This is a genomic window from Serinicoccus shuyuelongi (assembly GCF_045032955.1).
Lineage (GTDB): Bacteria > Actinomycetota > Actinomycetes > Actinomycetales > Dermatophilaceae > Ornithinicoccus.
On the sequence record NZ_JBJFZU010000002.1, the window covers coordinates 85610 to 104481 of the forward strand.

The 18872-nt window shown below is 71.2% G+C and carries 16 protein-coding genes; 9 read left to right on the top strand and 7 right to left on the bottom strand.

What is annotated here, in order from left to right; genetic code table 11:
- Positions 1-18 precede the first annotated feature (18 nt).
- Positions 19-1608: a SulP family inorganic anion transporter gene (locus tag ACI3EY_RS00660; protein ID WP_405039053.1), complete on the bottom strand. Its 1590-nt coding sequence runs from the start codon at positions 1606-1608 to the stop codon at positions 19-21.
- A 261-nt stretch (positions 1609-1869) separates the two neighbouring features.
- On the opposite strand from ACI3EY_RS00660, the gene ACI3EY_RS00665 reads away from it, so the two are divergent.
- From ACI3EY_RS00665 to ACI3EY_RS00675, 3 genes are read left to right on the top strand one after another with little or no spacing between them, the layout of a single operon-like run.
- Complete coding sequence (locus ACI3EY_RS00665; protein ID WP_405039054.1) at positions 1870-3555, top strand: ribonuclease J; 1686 nt, start codon at positions 1870-1872, stop codon at positions 3553-3555.
- 45 nt (positions 3556-3600) lie between these two features.
- Positions 3601-5199 carry a peptide chain release factor 3 gene (locus ACI3EY_RS00670; protein ID WP_405039055.1) on the top strand — a complete coding sequence of 533 codons (1599 nt, stop codon included), beginning with the start codon at positions 3601-3603 and terminating at the stop codon, positions 5197-5199.
- Complete coding sequence (locus tag ACI3EY_RS00675) at positions 5196-5612, top strand: MerR family transcriptional regulator (protein WP_405036946.1); 417 nt, start codon at positions 5196-5198, stop codon at positions 5610-5612. The genes ACI3EY_RS00670 and ACI3EY_RS00675 overlap by 4 nt, the downstream gene beginning before the upstream one ends.
- Here the strand turns inward: ACI3EY_RS00675 and ACI3EY_RS00680 are convergent.
- Positions 5560-6486 (bottom strand): EamA family transporter, encoded by a 927-nt coding sequence (locus ACI3EY_RS00680; protein WP_405039056.1) that lies wholly within the window; start codon positions 6484-6486, stop codon positions 5560-5562. The two genes, ACI3EY_RS00675 and ACI3EY_RS00680, sit on opposite strands and share 53 nt — an antisense overlap.
- A 128-nt stretch (positions 6487-6614) precedes the next feature.
- Here ACI3EY_RS00680 and ACI3EY_RS00685 point away from each other — a divergent pair, with 128 nt between their 5' ends.
- The 3 genes from ACI3EY_RS00685 (at position 6615) to ACI3EY_RS00695 (ending at position 8777) form a co-directional block, all read left to right on the top strand.
- Positions 6615-7502 carry a LysR family transcriptional regulator gene (locus ACI3EY_RS00685; RefSeq protein ID WP_405039057.1) on the top strand — a complete coding sequence of 296 codons (888 nt, stop codon included), beginning with the start codon at positions 6615-6617 and terminating at the stop codon, positions 7500-7502.
- Positions 7503-7713: 211 nt separating this feature from the next.
- Positions 7714-7947, top strand: a complete 234-nt coding sequence (locus ACI3EY_RS00690; protein WP_405039058.1) for an antitoxin — start codon at positions 7714-7716, stop codon at positions 7945-7947.
- 71 nt (positions 7948-8018) lie between these two features.
- Positions 8019-8777, top strand: a complete 759-nt coding sequence (locus ACI3EY_RS00695; RefSeq protein ID WP_405039059.1) for a GNAT family N-acetyltransferase — start codon at positions 8019-8021, stop codon at positions 8775-8777.
- A gap of 157 nt (positions 8778-8934) precedes the next feature.
- Here the strand turns inward: ACI3EY_RS00695 and ACI3EY_RS00700 are convergent, their stop codons facing one another.
- Positions 8935-9819 (bottom strand): formate/nitrite transporter family protein, encoded by an 885-nt coding sequence (locus tag ACI3EY_RS00700; protein WP_405039060.1) that lies wholly within the window; start codon positions 9817-9819, stop codon positions 8935-8937.
- Positions 9820-9948: 129 nt separating this feature from the next.
- On the opposite strand from ACI3EY_RS00700, the gene ACI3EY_RS00705 reads away from it, so the two are divergent.
- Complete coding sequence (locus tag ACI3EY_RS00705; protein ID WP_405039061.1) at positions 9949-10863, top strand: SDR family oxidoreductase; 915 nt, start codon at positions 9949-9951, stop codon at positions 10861-10863.
- Between the two features lie 86 nt (positions 10864-10949).
- Here the strand turns inward: ACI3EY_RS00705 and ACI3EY_RS00710 are convergent, their stop codons facing one another.
- Both ACI3EY_RS00710 and ACI3EY_RS00715 read right to left on the bottom strand, forming a co-directional pair.
- Entirely contained in the window at positions 10950-15191 is a 4242-nt protein-coding gene (locus ACI3EY_RS00710) for a PQQ-dependent sugar dehydrogenase (RefSeq protein WP_405039062.1), read from the bottom strand.
- Positions 15192-15352: 161 nt separating this feature from the next.
- On the bottom strand, positions 15353-16348 hold the full coding sequence (locus ACI3EY_RS00715) for a GTP pyrophosphokinase (protein ID WP_405039063.1): 996 nt from the start codon (positions 16346-16348) through the stop codon (positions 15353-15355).
- 40 nt (positions 16349-16388) lie between these two features.
- Between ACI3EY_RS00715 and ACI3EY_RS00720 the strand changes: the two genes are divergently transcribed.
- Entirely contained in the window at positions 16389-16610 is a 222-nt protein-coding gene (locus tag ACI3EY_RS00720) for a hypothetical protein (protein ID WP_405036955.1), read from the top strand.
- A gap of 33 nt (positions 16611-16643) precedes the next feature.
- Here ACI3EY_RS00720 and ACI3EY_RS00725 read toward each other — a convergent pair whose 3' ends face one another.
- On the bottom strand, positions 16644-16811 hold the full coding sequence (locus ACI3EY_RS00725; RefSeq protein ID WP_405039064.1) for a hypothetical protein: 168 nt from the start codon (positions 16809-16811) through the stop codon (positions 16644-16646).
- A 175-nt stretch (positions 16812-16986) separates the two neighbouring features.
- Here ACI3EY_RS00725 and ACI3EY_RS00730 point away from each other — a divergent pair, with 175 nt between their 5' ends.
- Complete coding sequence (locus tag ACI3EY_RS00730) at positions 16987-17568, top strand: GNAT family N-acetyltransferase (RefSeq protein ID WP_405039065.1); 582 nt, start codon at positions 16987-16989, stop codon at positions 17566-17568.
- A 5-nt stretch (positions 17569-17573) separates the two neighbouring features.
- On the opposite strand, the gene ACI3EY_RS00735 is transcribed toward ACI3EY_RS00730, so the two are convergent.
- Positions 17574-18761 (bottom strand): MFS transporter, encoded by a 1188-nt coding sequence (locus tag ACI3EY_RS00735; RefSeq protein WP_405039066.1) that lies wholly within the window; start codon positions 18759-18761, stop codon positions 17574-17576.
- Positions 18762-18872 lie beyond the last annotated feature (111 nt).

Consider the following 18872-nt stretch of genomic DNA (forward strand, 5'->3'; position numbering starts at 1 on the left):
GGGGGTGCCCCTGCCGCCTCAGTGCCCGTCGCCCAGCCGGCCGCTGAGCAGCTGGTGCCGGGCCGCCGAGGAGGCGTTGAGCCCGACGATCTCCACGCTCTTGCCCATCCGCTCGTACTTGGTCTGCACGGCGTCCAGGGCCGCCACCGTGGAGGCGTCCCAGATGTGGCTGGAGGACAGGTCGATGACGACCCGCTGCGGGTCCCCGGCGTAGTCGAACTGATAGACGAGGTCGTTGCTGGTGGCGAAGAAGAGCTCGCCGGTGACGCGGTAGACGCGCACGTCGTCGCCGCCGTCATTGTCACGATCACCGTCGCCGTCCGCCCCTGACCCGGGGTCTGACGGCGCGACCCTCTCCACCGAGGCGAAGTGGGCGACCCGGCGCGCGAAGACGATGATCGCCGCGTTGACGCCGACGATGACCCCGTAGGCCAGGTTGTGGGTCACCACGGTGACGACCACGGTCAGCAGCATCACGATGTTCTCGCTGTACGGCATCCGGCGCAGGGTGGAGGGCCGGATGCTGTGCCAGTCGAAGGTGGCGACCGAGACCATGACCATCACCGCGACCAGCGCGGCCATCGGGATCATCCCCACCGCGGGGCCGGCACCCAGCACGAGGGCCAGCAGGAAGACACCGGCGAGGAAGGTGGAGATCCGGGTGCGCGCCCCGGAGACCTTGACGTTGATCATCGTCTGGCCGATCATCGCGCAGCCACCCATCCCGCCGAAGAACCCGGAGGCCATGTTGGCCACGCCCTGGCCCCAGCTCTCCCGCGTCTTGTCGGAGTGGGTGTCGGTGATCCCGTCGACCAGCTTGGCGGTCATCAGGGACTCCAGCAGACCGACCATCGCCATCGCGAGGGCGTACGGGGCGATGATCTGCAGGGTCTCCAGGGTGAGCGGCACGTCCGGCAGCAGCAGCTGCGGCAGGGAGCGGGGCAGCTCACCCTGGTCGGACACGTCCGGCAGCTCCCAGCCGGCGAACCACATCAGCGCGGTGATCGCCACGATCGCCACCAGGGGCGCCGGGACCACGGTGGTCAGCCGCGGCAGCCCGACCATGATGAGCAGGGCGAGCGCCACCATCGGGTAGACCAGCCACGGGACGTCGATGAGGTACGGGATCTGGGCGGTGAAGATGAGGATGGCCAGCGCGTTGACGAAGCCCACCATGACCATCCGCGGGATGAACCGCATGAGCTTGGCGACCCCGAGCACGGAGAGCACGATCTGCAGCACCCCGGCCAGGATGACGGTGGCCAGGAAGTAGTCGAGCCCGTAGTCCCGGGCCACCGGGGCGATGACCAGCGCCACGGCACCGGTCGCCGCGCTGATCATCGCCGGCCGACCGCCGACGAAGGCGATGGTGACGGCCATCACGAAGCTGGAGAAGAGGCCCACCCGCGGGTCCACCCCGGCGATGATCGAGAACGAGATCGCCTCGGGGATCAGCGCCAGCGCGACGACCAGACCGGCCAGGACCTCGGTCTTCAACCGCCGAGGGTCGCGCAGCGCCGCCCGGGTGGAGGTCTCGCGCTCGCCCGCCTCCGGGACGACCGCGTGACGCGTGTCCTCCGGTGCGGGGGTCGGGGTGGTGTCGGACATGCGTCTCCTCGTGGGCAGGGCGGCAGGAGTGCCGGGGCAGGGGGTCGACGACGACGTCGAGGGGTGCGCCGCCGCGCGGACAGGTGGGCACACGTGAAGCGACGGCATGACGCCGTCGCTGTACCCGAGAAGTCTACCGCAACGTTAGAGTGTCCGGGCTCCCGGCCCGGAGAGGGCCACCCCCGCAGCGGCGTAGAGTGGGCGGCAAGTCTGCCCCATCCCGCGTCCGCCTGCGGATCGCACCCCGTCGACAGGAGTTCCATGAGTCACCCGCACCCCGAGCTGGGCGCACCGCCCAAGCTTCCCCGCAACGGCCTCCGGGTGGTGGCCCTCGGCGGCCTCGGCGAGGTGGGCCGCAACATGGCGGTCCTGGAGCACCGGGGCAAGCTCCTGGTGATCGACTGCGGGGTGCTCTTCCCCGAGGAGCACCAGCCCGGGGTCGACGTCATCCTGCCCGACTTCACCTTCATCCGGGACCGGCTGCAGGACATCGTCGGCATCGTGCTGACCCACGGTCACGAGGACCACATCGGCGCGGTGCCCTACCTGCTGCGCGAGCGTGGCGACATCCCCGTCTACGGGTCCCGCCTCACCCTCGGCCTGCTCACCGCGAAGCTCAAGGAGCACCGGATCAAGCCGGTGACGAACCAGGTGAAGGAGGGCGACCGTCGGTCGGTCGGACCCTTCGACTGCGAGTTCATCGCGGTCAACCACTCCATCCCCGACGGCCTCGCCGTCGCGGTCCGCACCGCTGCCGGCCTGGTGCTGCACACCGGCGACTTCAAGATGGACCAGTTCCCGCTGGACGACCGGCTCACCGACCTGCGCGCCTTCGCCCGTCTGGGCGACGAGGGCGTCGACCTCTTCATGGTCGACTCGACCAACGCCGAGGTGCCCGGGTTCACGACCGCCGAGCGCGACCTCACCCCGGCCATCCAGACCGTCTTCCGGACCGCTCCGGGCCGGGTCGTCGTCTCCAGCTTCGCGAGCCACGTGCACCGCATCCAGCAGGTCATCGACGCCGCCTACGAGCACAAGCGCAAGGTCGCCTTCGTCGGGCGCTCGATGGTCCGCAACATGGGCATCGCCAGCGAGCTGGGCTACCTCAAGGTGCCCCGTGGGCTCGTGGTGGACGCCAAGGAGCTCGACAACCTTCCGTCGAACAAGGTCACCCTGGTCTGCACCGGCTCCCAGGGCGAGCCGATGGCCGCGCTGTCGCGGATGGCGAACCGTGACCACCAGATCCGCATCGGCGAGGGTGACACCGTGCTGCTGGCCAGCTCGCTCATCCCCGGCAACGAGAACGCCGTGTCCCGGGTGATCAACGGGCTGACCCGGTGGGGCGCCAAGGTCGTGCACCAGGGCAACGCCAAGGTGCACGTCTCCGGGCACGCCAGCGCCGGCGAGCTCGTCTACTGCTACAACCTCATCAAGCCGCGCAACGTCATGCCGGTGCACGGGGAGTGGCGGCACCTGCGGGCCAACGCCGACCTGGCGATCTCGACCGGTATGGACCCGGCCCGGGTCCCGGTCGTCGACGACGGCGTGGTGGTCGACCTCGTCGACGGCAAGGCCACGGTGACCGGCAAGGTCCGCGCGGGCTACGTCTACGTCTCCGGCGGCACCGTCGGTGACGTGACCGAGGAGCTGCTGCGCGACCGCGTCACGCTGAGCCAGCAGGGCACCGTCACCGTGGTGGCGATCGTGGACACCCAGACCGGTTCGCTCGCCGAGCCGCCGGACTTCGTGGCCCGCGGGCTGGGCACCGACGAGGCGATGTTCGAGGGGGCCATCCCGGCCATCGAGAAGGTCCTCTCCGGTGCCGCCAAGGACGGGATCGGCGACCCGGCCGAGCTCGAGCAGCGGATCGGCAAGGCCGTCTCACAGTGGGCGGCGCGCAAGCACCGCCGTAACCCGCTCGTCATCCCGGTGGTCATCGAGGCCTGAGCGCCCGCCCTACCCACGCCGGAGGACGAGCACGCAGGAGGACGGATGAGCAGTGACGCCGACGTGGCGCAGGAGGCCACGCGACGCCGCACGTTCGCGGTGATCTCGCACCCGGACGCGGGCAAGTCGACGCTGACCGAGGCGCTGGCGCTGCACGCGCACGCGATCGCCGAGGCCGGTGCGGTGCACGGCAAGGGCTCACGCCGGGGTGTCGTCTCGGACTGGCTGGACATGGAGCAGTCCCGAGGGATCTCGATCACCTCGGCGGCGCTGCAGTTCACCGTGGACGACGTGGTGCTCAACCTGCTGGACACCCCCGGGCACGCCGACTTCTCCGAGGACACCTACCGGGTGCTCTCGGCGGTCGACTGCGCCGTCATGCTGCTGGACGCCTCGAAGGGCCTGGAGCCGCAGACGCTCAAGCTCTTCGAGGCGTGCCGGGCGCGGCGCACCCCGGTGATCACGGTCATCAACAAGTGGGACCGCCCCGGGCAGGAGCCGCTGGCCCTGCTGGACGAGATCCAGGACCGGCTGGGGATCACACCGACCCCGCTCAACTGGCCGGTCGGCATCGCCGGCGACTTCCGCGGCGTGGTGAACCCGCAGACCGGTGGGATGACGCAGTACACCCGGACCCCCGGCGGGGCGACCCTCGCCGGCCGGGAGGAGCTCGACGCGGACGAGGCGGCCAGACGGCACGGGGTGGACTGGGAGACGGCCACCGAGGAGCTGGACCTGCTCCACTCCTCCGGGCAGGTGCACGACCAGGAGACCTTCCTCGCGGCCATGACCACCCCGGTGCTCTTCACCGCGGCGGTGCTCAACTTCGGCGTGGCCGAGCTGCTGGACACCGCGGCGCAGATCGCTCCCCCGCCCAGCGCCTGGGTCGACGTGGAGGGCACCGCCCGCCCGGTGGACGCGGACTTCTCCGGGTTCATCTTCAAGGTGCAGACGGGGATGGACCGCTCGCACCGCGACCGGGTGGCCTTCATGCGCGTCTGCTCCGGGAAGTTCGAGCGGGGCGCCGTGCTCACCCACGCCGCGACCGGCAGACCGTTCCCCACGAAGTACGCCCAGTCCGTCTTCGGTCGGGAGCGCGAGACGATCGACGAGGCCTTCCCCGGGGACGTGGTCGGGCTGGTCAACGCGCACGCCCTCAACGTCGGTGACACCCTGCACGCCGGACCCGCGGTGACCTACCCGCCGCTGCCCCGGTTCACCCCGGAGCACTTCGCCACCGCCCGGATCCGGGACACCGGCAGATCCAAGCAGTTCCGCCGCGGGATCGAGATGCTCGACCAGGAGGGCGTCGTCCAGGTGCTGGTCTCCGACCGGCGCGGCGCCCAGTCCCCGGTGCTGGCGGCCGTCGGACCGATGCAGTTCGAGGTCGCCAGCCACCGGCTGCAGCACGAGTTCGGCGCCGAGATCGTGCTGGAGCCGCTGTCCTACGCGCTCGCGCAGCGGGTCAGCGCCGAGGCCGCCCCGACGGTCGACCGCACGCACGGCGCCGAGGTGCTGGAGCGCACCGACGGCGTGCTGGTGGCGCTGTTCGTGAACCGGTGGCGCCTCGGCAGCGTGGCCGCCGATCTGCCCGAGGGCAGCCTGATGCCGATGCTCGGCTCGGGGGAGGTGCTGGGCACGTGACCAGTACCGACCCGCGGCTGGTGCACATCGGTGAGGTGGTCGACCGGACCGGCCTCTCGCACCGCACGATCCGGTACTACGAGGAGATGGGCCTGCTGACGCCGGCGGGCCGCACCGAGGGCGGATTCCGCCTCTACGACGAGGCCGGGATCGAGCGGCTGCTGCTGGTCAAGCCGATGAAGCCGCTGGGCTTCACGATCGAGCAGATCGGCGAGCTGCTGCGGGCGCTCGACACGGTGGCCGACCCGGACGCCGATGAGGCACGGCGGGCGACGGCGGCCGCGGTGGTGGAGCGGACGCATACCTCGGCGCAGGAGCGCGTGGTGGAGCTGAAGGCGGCGACCGCCCGCGCGGAGGCGTTCACCGAGCGGTTGACCTACGAGATGGAGACGGGTCCGGCTCGACCCCGCTGATCTCGGCTGCGGGGCGACCGAACGCCATCGCAGCCGCGTTCGCGGCGACGATGACGCCGATGCCGAGCCACTCGTGCAGGGCGAGCACCTGGCCCAGCAGCACCAGCCCGACCACGGCGGCCAGCACGGGGTGCGAGCTCATCGCCACCCCGAAGACCCGGGCCGGCACGCGGCGGAGCACGACCAGGTCCAGGGTGTAGGGCACCACCGTGGAGAGCACCCCGGCAATCACCGCCAGCCCGAAGGCGGCGGGGGTGAACCGGCCCTCCACCATGAGCCAGACCAGCACCGGCAGGTATGCCGTCGCCGACACCGCGGTCGCCAGCGCGGTGCCCTGGACCCCGGGCAGGGCGGCACCGACCGCACGGTTGGCGAGGATGTAGCCGCCCCAGCAGGCACCGGCCAGCAGCCCGAGGATGAGCCCGACGTAGTCGCTGCTCGGCCCGGGCAGCACCAGCACGTAGACGCCGACCGCCGCGGCCAGCGCGGTGAGCAGGTCCCGTGCCGAGCGGGAGCCGAGCAGGGCCACGGCCAGCGGGCCGAGGAACTCCAGCGTCACCGCCAGGCCCAGTCCGATCCGCTCGACGGCGGAGTAGAGGAAGAGGTTCATCCCGGCGAACATCGCCGCGAGCAGCACCACCCGCCACCACTGGCCGCGGGTGAGGGTGCGCACCCGGGGGCGGGTGAGCGGGAGCAGGATCACGGTGGCGACGAGCTGGCGGACAGCGACCACCCCGGCCGGGCCGATCGCCGAGAAGGCGTGGCTGCCGAGGGCGGCCCCGGTCTGGGTGCTGGTGGCGGCGGTGAGCAGCAGGGCGAGGTCGCGCGGGCTGGTCCGGGTGCCCGGGGTGCGGCGGGTGGAGCTCCCAGACACGGGGGCCCTGGTGCCTGCGGCGGCCGCTGCGCGTGCGCCGCAGTGGTGGTTGACCGACATCCCTCTACCCTCGCGGGGAAGCGCACATACGGGAAATGCACACCGGTGCACCTGCATACACTGAGCGTATGAGTAGTGCTGAGGTGGGGCCGGGAGCAGGTCCGTCGCTGAGGGACCTGCGCTCGTTCCTGGCGGTCGTCGACGAGGGCACCTTCACCGACGCGGCGATCGCGCTGGGTACGACCCAGGCCTCCGTGTCCCGGCACGTGGGCTCCCTGGAGCGTGAGCTGGGCGTCCGGCTGCTGCTGCGCGGGGGCAGGGTGGTCCGCCTGACCGGTGCCGGGCGCCGGGTGCTGCGGCACGCACGGACCGTGGAGGAGGAGGTCCGCGCCCTGCACAGGGCCGCGCGGGGGGACGGCGCCGAGGTGCGGGTGGGCTACGCCTGGGCGGCGCTGGGCGAGCACACCCCCGTCGTGCAGCGCCGGTGGAGCCGGCGGCACCCGGGATCGCAGCTGACCTTCGTCAACTCCGCCACCCGTCTGGCCGGTCTCAACGAGGGGCTCGCCGACGCCTCCGTGGTTCGCCGGGACCCGGACGTGCCGCAGCTGGCCAGCGCGCTGCTGGGGCACGAGCGGCGGATGGCGGCGCTGCCCACCGGTCACCCGCTGGCGCGTCGGCGACGGCTGCGGATGGCCGACTTCACCGGCCGTACGGTGGCGATCGACACCATCACGGGGACCACCAGCACCGACCTGTGGACCCCGCAGCACGCGCCCGGGGACCTGCGTACCGTGCGCGGGACCGACGAGTGGCTGACCGTGGTGGCGGCGGGCCAGGCGATCGGGCTGACCTCGCGGGCCACGTCGGTGCAGTACTCCCGCCGGGGCGTCGTCTTCCGGCCGGTGACCGACGCCCCCCAGGTGGCGGTGCGCCTCATCTGGTGGCGCGACGACCCGCCCTGGTACGTCGACGAGCTGTGCGCCATGATCCGCGAGGAGTATGCCGCCTCCGGGTGAGCAGTCCGCCGCCCCGCGGTGGGCGCGCTCCCCACGCTTGGCCGACCACCCCGCCGCTGCAGCGGCGGGGTGCTCCACCAGGCGTGGGGCCGCTCGATCAGGCAGGCTGACGAGATCCGCGCACGAGCCGACCGCGGCATGGCGGGAACTTCTGGCCGCGCGGTGCGTTGCCGGTGAGGACCATATCCCTGATGAGAGGACCAGCATGTCGATGAGGAAGTTCGCCATGATCAGCGCGGCTGTCGGAGCGGTCCGCCGCTATGCGCGCAAGAACCCGGAGAAGACGCGCGGCCACCTGGACAAGGTGGCCGGCTTCGCGGACTCCCGGACCAAGGGCAAGTACTCCCGCCAGATCACCTCGGCCCGGGACAAGGCCAGCGACGCCGCCCTCGGCCGCCCCGAGGGTGGCCAGGGCAACGTCGCCGCCGACCCGCAGCGGCCGTAGGTCCGACACCGTCCGGGGGCCCGGGTCGAAAACCCGGTGCCCCCGGCGGTCCCGTGGTGTGTGATCGGGGGATGTCCACCACGATGAGCGTGCCGCACGTCGCCGACCTGGGCCCCGTGCTCGACACCCTGGCGGCCTGGCAGACCGAGGGCACGCCGGTGCAGCTGCACCCCGGTGACCTGGGCTGGTACTGGCGCCACGGTGCCGAGGCCACGGCCGCGGCGACCCGCGTCTGGCGCCGGGAGGGTGAGGTGGCGGCGGTCGGGCTGCTGGACGGTCCGGACCTGCTCCGGCTGGCGCTGGCACCGCACGCGCAGGGGGACGAGGACCTGGTCCGCGGGGTGGTCGGCGACCTGGTCGACCCCGGCCGTGGTGTGCTGCCGCCCGGGGAGGTCTGCGTCGAGACACCCACGGGTGCGGTGGTGCACGACCTGCTCGGCGAGCTCGGCTGGGAGCTCGATGAGGCGTGGGCCGTCCTGCGGCACGACCTCGGCGACCAGGCCGACGAGGCGGGGCTGCGGATTGAGGAGGTCGGTCCGGGACAGGCGCGCGCGTGGTGCCGGGTGCACCGGGCGGCGTTCGGTGCGACCGGTGTCTCCGAGGACGACCTCCTGCAGCGCTGGCACCGGACCACGGCCGGTATGCCCTTCGCTCAGGCGCGGTGCCTGCTCGGCCGGGACGGACGGGGCGATCCCGTGGCCGGGGTGATCGTCTGGTCGGCCGGCCCCGGCCGGTACGGCGTGCTCGAGCCGATGGGGGTGCACCCCGGGCACCGGGGCCAGGGGTACGGGGTGGCGATCACCCGGGCCGCCGCCCACCGCGCTGCGTGAGCTGGGCTGCTCCTCGGCGATCGTGGCCACCCCGGCCGCCAGCACCGGGGCCGTCGCGACGTACACCGCGGCCGGCTTCCGGCGGCTGCCCGACCGGTGGGACCGACGCCGAGCGGGGTGAGCGGGCTGAGCGCCCGGCGGGGCCGACAGCGCTCCGTCAGCCGCCCGTGCGCCCGGGCAGCCGCCGGCTGCGCTCCTCGCGGACCAGCTCCCAGGTGCGCACGATGCGGGGCGCGGTCATGATGACCAGCCCGCCGACCATGTTGAGCAGGGTGACCCACCAGAACCACCCGAACCACTGACCGACCGAGATCTCGGCGCCGGCCTGCATGGCCCCGAAGACCAGCACCGATGAGAGCGCCCCGTGGTGCATCTGCAGCCCGACCACGAGCAGACCGCCGATGAAGGAGATGATCGCCGTCATCACGTCCGAGCTGGTGCCCTGGTTCATCCGGGTCATCAGGGTGATGGTGCTGCCGGCCAGCAGCGCCAGCGCGACCGTCTCCATCGTGAAGCCGGCGCTGACGTAGCCGACGGCGGCGCTGATCAGGTCGTCGTGGAACTGCGGGAAGGCATACACGACCAGCCACATGAACAACCAGCCGCCGGCGAGGTTCATCACCAGGGTGACCGACCACAGCCGGAACAGCTGGACGAACGTCCCGTGGCCGGCCAGGACCGCGTTCACCGGGATCATGAAGTCCTCGGTGAACAGCTCCGAGTGCGCCAGCCGCAGGGCCAGCAGGCCGATGCCGAAGGCGAGACCGGACAGCAGCGTGCTGCCGGTCGCGTGCATCACCGCCAGCATCGCCATGATGCCCAGCCCGACGTCGATGCCACCGAAGAGGCCGGTGACGACCAGGCCCCGGTGGGTGCGCTTCAGCCGCTCCTCCCCCTCGGAGACGGTCGCGTTGAACTCCTCGTGCAGCTCCTCCTCGAGGCGTCGCTCGACCCCGTCCACCTCGACGGTCTCGGGCTGGTCACCTTGGCCGCCCGCCTCCGGCTCGGTGCTCTGGTCGAGGTCGCCGTCCTGGGCGCTCATCGGGTGGGTGCCTGGGCAGGGAGAGCAGTCATCTCTCCATCATCCCCGTTCGAGAGCGGGCCCGGGCCCACCCCGACAGCCGCGGCAGACCAGAGCGACAGGGCTCGGCAGGTGCGATTCCATGGAGAGATGACGCATGAGACCACCCGCAGCCCTGCCGTCCAGCAGAACGCCGAGTCCCTGGTGAACGACCAGGGCGGCTTCCCGTCCCAGGAGCAGCAGCCTCCTGGCCTGACCTCGCAGATGGACCCGCTGCCCGACCACGGCGAGGAGAGCTACGTCGGCCACGGCCGCCTGGAGGGTATGCGCGCCCTCATCACCGGAGGTGACTCCGGCATCGGTCGCGCCGTCGCCATCGCTTACGCCCGCGAGGGAGCCGACGTCGCCCTGAGCTTCCTGCCGGAGGAGGCCGACGACGCCGAAGAGACCGCCGAGTGGGTCCGCAAGGCCGGTCGCAAGGTCGTCCTGCTCCCGGGTGACCTGCGCGAGCAGAGCACCTGCCAGCAGGTGGCGGCGGACGCCGTCGCCGGCCTCGGCGGGCTGGACATCCTCGTCAACAACGCCGGTTTCCAGATGGCCCGTACCGAGAAGCTGGAGGACCTGCGGGCCGAGGACATGGACCGGGTCTTCAAGACCAACCTGTATGCCCTCTTCTGGCTGACCCAGGCCGTCGTCCCGCACCTGGGCAAGGGGTCGAGCGTCATCAACGTCAGCTCGATCCAGGCCTACGAGCCCTCGCAGACGCTGCTGGACTACGCCTCCACCAAGGCGGCCATCAACAACGTGACCGTCAACCTCGCCGCCCAGCTCGGCGAGCGCGGCATCCGGGTGAACGCCGTCGCCCCGGGCCCGATCTGGACGCCGTTGCAGCCGGCCACCCAGGACGGCGAGCGCCTGGAGTCCTTCGGCGGGGACACCCCGTTGGGCCGGGCCGGTCAGCCGGCCGAGTGCGCCGGTGCGTTCGTCTTCCTGGCCTCCCCGCAGGACGCCAGCTACGTCTCGGCCACGGTGCTCGGCGTCACCGGGGGCAAGCCGGTCTTCTGAGCCGCGTCCTGGCGACGCGACGACCCCCGGTGGCGGTGCATCAGCACCACCGCCGGGGGTCGTCGGCGTGAGAGGTCAGGACCAGGTCAGGAGCAGCTCACCGCCTCGTGGTCCAGTTCGTAGACCTCGTAGTGGCCCACCCCGTCGTAGAAGGCGTAGCCCGCGACGGTCACGCTGCCGGCGTCGATGTCGCCCTCACCGGACCGGAACGCGTGGTAGACGGCCTTGCCGTCCTTCACGTTGGTCCACTTCTTGTCGCCGAAGGCGGTCGTGGCCCGGATGTCCACCCGGTTCCCGTCCTCGTTGACGACGTGCACGGCGACCACGGCGGTCTTGTTCGAGCACTGGGCGCTGGTCGAGACCCGCAGGTCCACCTCGTCGGTGGGCGCGGCCGGCTCCACCACCGTCACCTGCTCGGTGTCGGAGGCGTTGCCGTGGCCCTTTGACCGGACCGACACCTTGATCGTGTAGTCGCCGGGCGCGAAGCCCGAGACGTCGAACGAGGTGGCGAAGGCGCCGTCGGTGACCGGGACCTCGCGTCCCACCACCTTCTGGTTGGACGAGTTCAGGAGCTCGGCGTACACCGACTCCTCGTCCTTGCGCCAGCCGGTGCTGCCGGGGTCGGCCTCACCGGTGACGTCGACGGTCTCCTCGGTGGAGACCTCGCCACCACCACCGGTGATGGTCACGCTCGGCTGCACCACGGGGACCTCCGCGGTGTCACCGGTGACGGTGACGTCGCGCACGCGGCCCACGTTGTCGAACGAGCCGAAGCCGACCCGACCGGAGTCGAAGGTGCCGTCCGTGGCGGTGAGCAACGGGGTGTCCAGACCGTCCAGGTAGACGGCCATCTCCCCGGTGTCCGCGCAGTGCACGAGCCTCACGTCGTGCCAGGCGTCGTCGGTGACCGCGGGCGGCGCACCGATGGTGCCGTCCCACTGGTCGTCGATCCGCTCCCGGTCGGCGTTGTCCACCTTGAAGATGCCGTTGTGCGCGTAGATGGTGTTGTCCTGCGACAGGTGCGCGTAGTAGTACTCGGTGTCCGACTGGTAGCCGAAGACGAGGATCACGTCCCTGTTGTTGACCGACACCGGCTCATCCAGCCGCACCTGCGACTCCATCACCAGCGACCCCAGCTCGGGTCCCTCGGTGAGCACGGCGTACTCGAACGGGCGGCGGATGCCGTCGTCAGGGTTGTCGCCGGCCTCGGCCAGCACCACCGCGTCACCGGGGAACTCCCACTTCTCGGGGGTCCGCGGTGCCCAGCTCGAGGCGTCCATGACGTCGGTGACGACCGTATCGCCGGGGGTGCAGCCCGGGTCCAGCGGCGGCTCCTCCTCGGGCACCTGGAACAGGGCGTACTGCGCCGCCATCTGCTCGGCGGTCGGCACCGCGTCCAGGAACATCAGGTCGTCCATCCGGCAGTCGCACGGGTTCTGCTCCCGGGTGTCCTGCGGGTAGCTGCCACCGATCTTGATCCCCGCGGGGTCCGTGTCGGAGGTCGCGCCGGATCCCCAGGGGTTGGCGGCCGTGTAGTCGCCCTCGAGCGGCTCGCCGTTCATGTAGAGCGCCATCTCACCCTCGGCGAAGTCGAAGGTCGCGGCGAGGTGGACCCACTCCCCCTGCTCCAGGATCTGGTCCCAGGGCAGGTCGGCGGCGTAGATCCAGGAGGAGGACCCGTCGACCCGTCGGCCCAGGGCGACCAGCTTCTGCTCGCCGCCCACGTCGATGACCTCCAGCAGGGCACGCACACCGTGCCCGTCGGAGTCACCGGAGAGCACGCCCGCCAGACCGATCGCGTTGTACCGGTCGTCGGGGTTGGTGGTGTTCGAGTTCGGTGCCGGCAGCTCGCCGGTCGGCTTGAACCAGCCCATCACCGTCGTCTCCTCGGCGCCGGCGAAGCGGGACAGGCTCTGCACGCCGTCGGCGTCGTAGACGCCCGCCTTCCAGTCGTCGTTGGAGGCCTGGTCCGGGCTCAGCTGCTGCGTCTGCAGCGCCTCGTCCGCCCCGGGGTATGCCGCGTCGGCCACCCGCATCTCCACCCCGCCGTTGACGAGGTCGATCGCGGTGCCGGACGGCCCCTGGTCCGCCTCCTTCGTGGCGTCGCCCTCGACCGGGTGGTCGAAGTCGTAGCGGGCCACGACGTCGGCGGCGATCTCGTCCAGGACGAAGGGTGAGGACAGCACGTCCTCGCGGGCGCCGGTCACCTCCCAGACCTTGCCGTCGGCCTTGGAGACCAGGTAGAGCTCACCGTCGGCGTCCGCACCGAAGCGCAGGTCGACACGGCTGTCCCCGACCAGGTCGGCGAAGGTCGTCTCCTCGCCGTCGACGAAGACCTTCAGCTGCTCGATGTCGGCCAGGTCCGCGGGGTCACCCTCGTTGCGGACCATCTCGTCCTCCTCGGTGGACAGCACCCACCCGCGGACCAGGTCCGTGAAGAGGTACTTGCCCTGCAGCTCCTCGATGTCGCCGCGGTAGACGAAGCCACCGTTGAGCGCCACGCCCGCGTCGCCGCTCTGCCCGGGGTCGCGGTTGTGGTCGTAGGCGGCCACCGGGTAGGTGAAGTCGAACTCCTCGGCGTCGTTCTCCGGCAGCGGGAAGATCTGCCGGTTCTGCGCCAGGAAGGAGCCCTCCCGGTCGGACCAGCCGAAGTTGTCGCCGGCCTCGACCGCGTAGACGGACTCGACCTGCCACTCACCGATGTGCCCGAGGTACATCGTGTTCTCGCCCTCGGGGTCCCAGCTGATGCGGTGCGGGTCGCGCATACCCACGGCGTAGATCTCGCCGAGCGCGCCCTCGGTGTCGACGAACGGGTTGTCGGCCGGGATGCCGTACTCGCCGTTGCCGCTGTCGTCACCCATCGGGTCGATCCGGAAGATCTTGCCGTGCGGCGTCGCCAGGTCCTGCGGGTTGCCGTTGCCGACGCCGTTGCCGCCGTCACCGGAGAGGATGTAGAGCATGCCGTAGTCCGGGTCGCCCTCGGAGACGGTCGGGTTGAACGCGATCTGCTGCAGAGTGTGCACGCGGCCCGCGAACGGGACCCGCATCAGCTCGCGGCTGGTGCCGTAGAAGACCTCCGCCGCGGGGTCGTCGGCGGTCCACTCGGTGATGACGCTGTGATAGCCGGTGCCCCCGTAGGCGGGGAAGTCCGGCTCGTCCTCGGTGAGCGCGCTGCCGGCCTCGGTGTGCACGGTGTAGAAGATGCCGTTCTCGGCATACTCCGGGTGGTGCTCGACGAAGCCGAAGCCGGTGCCGAGCCCGGCGTGGTTGTGGAAGTTGTCCACGAACTGGTCACGCACGTTGAGGTAGGGGGTGTAGTCCCCGGTCTCCTTGTCGACCATGTACAGCATCTCGTTCATGTCCGGGATCGCCAGCCGGCCGGAGCCGTCCGGGACCTCGTCGAGGTGCGTGATCCGGTTGTGCCGGATGAGCCGCTGGTCGCTCGCGGCGGGGGTCGTCGAGGACTCCGGGAGCTGGACCAGCTCCTCCACCTCGATGCCCAGGGTGGAGGGCTCGGGGTCGGGCAGCGGGTTCAGCAGGGGCTGGTCCGGCACCTCCCCGGCCTCGCAGTCGGCGGGGTTGCCGCTGGGGATGGCGAGATTCTCGCCGGCGACGTCGATGCCCACGTCGTCCAGGAAGAGGTCACCGGGGCTGCGGGAGCCGTTGATCCAGAAGAACCGGTCCAGGGCGCCGGAGACGGGCACCCGGAAGTCGAACTGCTCCTCGGCGCCGTCGGGCAGCCGCGTCTGCTCCTCGTACGGGCCGCCCTGGCTGTAGACCGCGACCTCGTCGGTGTCGTTGTCGGCGACGATCCAGACGCACTGCCAGGAGTCCTTGCCCCAGGTGCCGACCGACTCGAAGGCACCGCCGTCGCGAGCGCGCAGGATGTCGTCGTTCTGGTTGTTCACGTAGGCACGGCTGTCGGTGTAGGTGCCGGGCTCGTCGACGTCGGTGATCCCGAAGGAGGTGTCGACGGTCTCGGTGCGCAGGAACCGGAAGAACAGCGTCCCGGTGTCCCCGTCCTCGATGGCCGGGATCTCGCGGTATGCCTTCTCCCCGGCGCCGTTGAGCTGGCCCACGAAGTTGTTCTGGTTGAGCGGGTCCTGCACCACGGAGGCGGCGGCCGAGCCGACCCAGCCATCCTGGCCGTCCAGCGCGCCCGGGGTGTAGGTCTCGAAGTCGAGGAGGGCGGTGAAGTCCTCGGCGGCGGCCGCCACCGTCGCGGCGCCGCCGTCCTCCCCTCCTGGTGGCGCCTCCGGTCTCGCGACGGCGGCCGGCGCGAGGGAGGTGACGCCGAGCGTCGTGGCAAGGGCGAGGGCTGTCCCCACCCGGGGTGATACAGGTCGTGATCGAGACATCGTTGTCTGCTCCTGAGAGTACGTAACCGCTTACGTTCGCCCCTCCGGTATAGGACACCCTGTCCATGAGGATCAAGGGTTTACGTAGATTTACGTTCCTGGGAAAAGAGTCAAGAAAGCGTTTGCGCTGGTCAGGTGGTGAGCCGCGCCAGCCTCGCGGTCAGCAGCCCGCGACGGTGCGCGTTGCCGTGCAGCTCGACGTAGCGCTGCCCGTGGACCGAGAGCAGGGAGTCGTCCAACCGGCGGACCGCGCCGGGCGGGTAGCGGTAGCCCATCCGGGCCTCGATGCTCGGCACGTCCACGGTGCGCAGCACGTCCCGCAGCTCGGAGAGCGAGGAGATGCCGAGCTCGAGGAGCAGGCCGCTGATCCAGGTGTAGTGGTCGGTGCGCGACCAGCCGGCGTCGGCGAACTGGCCCGCGAGGAAGGCCGCGAGGTCGGTGGCGCTGATCCGCGGGTCGTCGTCCGCCCCGTCGGCAGGCGCGCTGAGTTCTTTGCGGTGCCGGTCCCGGATCGCGGAGAACTGCTGGTCGGCCAGCTCGAGCAGGCCCGCCGCCAGGGTGAACCGGCGGTCGAAGTCGAAGGCGTGCTCGGCCGGCACCGACCCCTTGTAGCGGATGTCGTGCTCGAACTCGGCCCACGCGTGCTGCAGCACGGTGCGGATCTGCACCGAGGCCGGCCGCCCCACCGGCACGCCCGCCTGCTCGGCCCGGGCGTCGTCGACGGCGACCAGGAGGTGGCGGCTGGAGTAGCCGAAACGTCCCTCGGCGGCGGTCTCCTGGCCCATGTCCCGGTCGTCGCGCACCTCCAGCTGGGAGGCCAGCAGCTGTGCGACGGCGTCGACGTCGGCCAGCACGTAGGTGACCACCCGGACGCCGATCTGGTCGGTGATGTCGGTGAGCGGGGTCGGGAACGCGAGCCGGCCACCCGTGGTGCGGCGGGCCGCCTTGCCGGCGAAGGACTCCACCGACTTGGTCCGGCCTGTCACCGCCAGGTAGTTGATGCCGGCGTCGTCCAGCAGCTGGGTGACGAGGGCGACATAGGAGTCGGTGGCGGCGCGCAGCTGCTCGTGGCCGGCGGCATACCGACTGATCGCCTTGCGGACACGGACCGACTGCGAACTAGCCATGGACACAGACTGCCCCAGCGAGGGCGCATACTGGGGGATGATGACACCTCGATCCGGAGCCCAGGCCCGCCGCCTCGCCAGCAGTCCCTTCGCCCCCAAGATCGAAGCGGAGGTGGAGTGCTTCGAGATCGACGACCGGGTCTCGCACCAGACCTACGGTCTCGGTCGCGTCGTCGGCAAGGAGGCCGCGGCCGTGACCGTCGACTTCGGCAACCGTCGGATGCGCGTGGTCAGCCCGTTCCACAAGCTCGAACGACTTTGACAGACCAGCCTCCGTCCACGGAGGGGCGTGCCCTCAGGTCTGCGCCTCCTCGGCGTCGTCGGGCCCTTCGGCCGGGTCGCGCTCCATCTCCTCGTCCTCGTCGGGATGCTGGGAGTGCGTCATCTCGGGATCGGAGTCCGGGTCCTGTGCAGGGTCGTACCCCGTGCCGGCAGTGTTGCTGCCCGTGGCGTTCTCGCTCATGGGCTCACCGTGCCACCGGATGCGGCCTTCCGCCCGGTGACGTGCCTCTGCCTCGTAGGACCCCGATGACGGCCCCGGTCCCCGGTCCGGTGCTGCCGGGGTACCGCTGCCGGGGTGGCCCACGTCATCTGGTCCGCGGACACCATGCGTCCGCAGAAGCCCCTACGCTCTCGCCATGGAGACGGACGGGTATGTCGTGGCGCCGCTGGGCGTCGACACGTGGGGGGCGTTCGCGGGGCTGGTGGAACGGCACAACGGCATCTTCGGCGGGTGCTGGTGCACCTACTTCCATCCCTCGTGCGCCGATCGGGCACCGGGGTACGAGGGGAGCAAGGCGATGAAGAAGGCGTACGTCGAGCAGGGCTCAGCACACGCTGCGCTGGTCATGGACGGGGAGCAGGCGGTCGCCTGGGCGGAGTTCGGCCCGCCGGAGGAGCTGCCCAACATCCACCACCGCAAGCAGTACGACGCCGAGGCCGACCTCGTCCCGGACTACCGGATCACCTGCATCTTCGTGGACAAGCGGCACCGCAGGAACGGCTGTGCGAAGCTCGCCCTGGCGGGAGCGCTGGACCTCATCGCCTCGCAGGGTGGTGGCATCGTCGAGGGATATCCGTACGAGATCGGGGAGAAGCGGATGAGCAACTCCTTCGTCTACAACGGCACCCGCACGATGTACGAGGAGGCCGGCTTCGAGTTCGTCCGCCCGAAGGGACTGCGCAACACGGTGATGCGGCGCGTCGTCGACCCGGCCTGACGAGATCAGGGCTGTGGCGCGCGGGCGCGGCGGTGCTCGCGCATCATCCCCAGCAGGCCCAGCAGCGGCCCGGGGAGCAGGAGCCACGCGACACCGGCGCCGAGCCCCGCGTACGCGGCGGAGACGAGCAGGATCGACACGGCGCTGATCGCGAAGCCGACGCTGTTCTGGACGGCGAGGGCGCTGCCCACCAGGTCCTGCGGGCAGGCGCGGGCGCTGAGGGCGGAGAACTGGGGCGAGTCGGTGATCACCGCGACGCCCCACAGGAGCAGGGCGATCAGCACGAACCAGGTGGGCCCATTGGCGAGCAGCGGGTAGAGCGCGCAGACCAGGCCCGAGGTGCCGAGTGCCACCGCGGCGACGCGCGCGCTGCCCCAGGTGGCCGACAACCGCCCACCCACGACGCACCCGACCGCCCCGACCGCGATGACGGCGAACGACCACGCGGGGACGGCGCCGGCCGGTGAGAGGACATCGGCGACGAGGAGCGGGACGAGGGTCCAGAACGCATACAGCTCCCACATGTGGCCGACGTAGCCGAGCACCGCGAAGCGGTAGTCCGGGAGGGTGAACGCGCGCAGCGCCGCCCCCCACCGCAGCCCACCGGGGTCGGTGCGAGGAAGGTGCGGACCGTCACCGAGGACGAGGACGATCGCGGCCGCCCCCAGGGCCAGGACCGACGAGGTGAGCATGACCTGCGTCCACTCCAGGCCGACGCCGACGGCGCGGATCCCGTGCGGCAGCGCCGTGCCGAGCGTCAGCATGCCGACCAGCCAGCCGAGGCTCGCGCCGGCGCGGCCGGGGTCCCAGGAGACGACCATCTTCATGCCGAGGGGATAGACCCCGGCCAGGGTCATCCCGGTGACGAACCGCCACACCATCCCCTCGACCTGGCCCGTGGCGAGTACCGCGAAACCCGCGTTCGTCAGCCCGGCCGCCACCGCGGAGACCGCGAAGACCCGACTCGCCCGGAAGCGGTCGGGCAGTCCGGAGACCGCCATCAGGATGGTGCCGAGCGCGAAACCCAGCGTCACCGCCAGGGTCAGCTGGCCCACGCCGACCGCATCCAGGCCCCACTTCCCACGCAGCCCGTCAGCGGCGCTGTTGGCGCTGAACCACACCGAGGTCCCGAGCAGCTGCGCCAGCACGACCAGCGCCACGGCCACGCGCGGGTTCTTGTGGTCGCGGGTCACGGTTCCCACGCTACGGGGGTGGTCCGGCACCCACACCGACGACCATGGCGACACCGGGGAGTCCCCGACCGGTCTCTCAGCCGCTTCGTCATCCCTCGTCCGTCATGTCAT